The 1,760-nt window shown below is 61.8% G+C and carries 1 protein-coding gene; it reads left to right on the plus strand.

Annotation, left to right across the window (positions count from 1 at the left end; translation table 11 throughout):
• Nucleotides 1–36 precede the first annotated feature (36 nt).
• Entirely contained in the window at nt 37–1,101 is a 1,065-nt protein-coding gene (locus tag A2I95_RS35400; RefSeq protein ID WP_027258326.1) for an Mrp/NBP35 family ATP-binding protein, read from the plus strand.
• The last annotated feature ends 659 nt before the right edge of the window (nt 1,102–1,760 follow it).

The following is a 1,760-nucleotide window of genomic DNA, read 5'->3' on the forward strand; positions in this document are numbered from 1 at the left end:
CATATATAGGGCCGGACAACACGCAGGAGAGCAGTCATGGCGGTCACTCAGGATCAGGTTCGCGAAATACTGGAGCGGCTGGCCTTGCCGGACGGCGGCACGCTGGTGTCGCGCGACATGCTGCGCGCCCTGCGTATCGACGGCAGCAAGGTGAGCTTTGTGATCGAGGCGCCCAGCCCCGAGATCGCCAAACTGATGGAGCCTTTGCGCAAAGCCGCCGAGGCCGCGGTGCTGTCTCTGGACGGCGTCGAAACTGTCTCTGCCGCGCTCACCGCCCATGCCGCTCAGAAGCCCGCGCCCAGCCTCAAGGTCGGCGGCCATCCGAAGCCGCAGGCCGGGCCGTTGAAACCCGCAGGCGTCAAACGCATCCTGGCGATTGCCTCCGGCAAGGGCGGGGTGGGGAAATCCACCGTCTCCTCGAACCTCGCCGTGGCGCTGGCCAGGCAGGGGCGCAAGGTCGGGTTGCTGGACGCGGATATCTACGGCCCCTCCCAGCCCCGCATGATGGGGGCCACCGGCCGCCCCGCCAGTCCTGACGGCAAGATCATCGAACCGCTGCACGCCCATGGCGTCACTCTTATGTCGATCGGCTTTATGCTGGAAGAGGGTAAGGCTGTGGTCTGGCGCGGCCCAATGCTGATGGGGGCGCTGCAGCAGATGCTGGGGCAGGTGAACTGGGGCGAGCTGGACGTGCTGATTGTCGACCTGCCGCCCGGCACCGGCGATGTGCAGCTGACGCTTTGCACCAAGGCGGAACTGACCGGCGCCATCGTGGTCTCCACCCCGCAGGACGTGGCGCTGCTGGATGCGCGCAAGGCGATGGACATGTTCAAGACGCTGAAAACCCCGGTGCTGGGGTTGATCGAAAACATGTCCTTCTTCACCTGCCCAGATTGCGGCGGTGAGCATCACATCTTTGGCCGTGGCGGTGTCGCGGCAGAGGCCGAGACGCTGGGCCTGCCGCTGTTGGGCGCGCTGCCGATTGATCTGGAAACCCGGTTGGCCGGCGACAGCGGCACGCCCATCGCGGTGGGCGAGGGGCCAATGGCGCAGGCCTATGCCCGGATTGCCGAAGGTCTGATCGGCGGCGGCATGGCCTAACTCCGCAGGGCTCAGCTCTCTCTATATTTAGTGTCCCGGGTGGCCCGCCTCATTGGCGGGCCATTTGCTGTTTGCTCCCTTTGATTGGGCGCAGATGGGATTTCCCGCCCGGTTTGGGAACCTGCGAGACCGCGGCCCTCGCATGGGGCGGCATGGGACCGGCGCGATTGAATGGGATAGCTGGGAATTCACGGCACTGGCGGGAATTCACGGGCACCATGGGAAATTATGGCCCGGTTTGCCCCGCTTTCCGCTTGAAGGCCCGAATCACTCGGTGTTGAACCGCTGATACCGGGGTTTCCCGGCGGTTCTGTTGCGGGAGAGTGCGAACGTAAGGGGAATATCCAAAGCTGCTGCGCGCTTTCTTGTGGAATCGCGGGAAACTATGGGAAAAAAATTGCAGGCGCAACTCGTCTCTATATTTGGTGTTGATGGTGGGATTAGGCACAAGAAATTCGATTTTATGCCTAAATCTTGCCGCGAATCTCTTTTGAAACTCAGTTGTTCTGTCAAGCCTTCAGCGCTTTGCTACAGAAAACAGTTGCAGGGCCATCAATTCCCATAGTATCCCTAATACATCGAATGAGACGAGGGACGGGGCGCCAAACGACCCCAAGCCAAACTAAAAGAGCAGGTTTCATACAGGCCTTCGCTTTCAT

This window comes from Leisingera sp. F5 (assembly GCF_001593695.1).

Coding starts and splice junctions, on each gene's coding strand:
- A2I95_RS35400 (WP_027258326.1), top strand. CDS start 37: ATGGCGGTCACTCAGGATCAGGTTCGCGAAATACTGGAGCGGCTGGCC.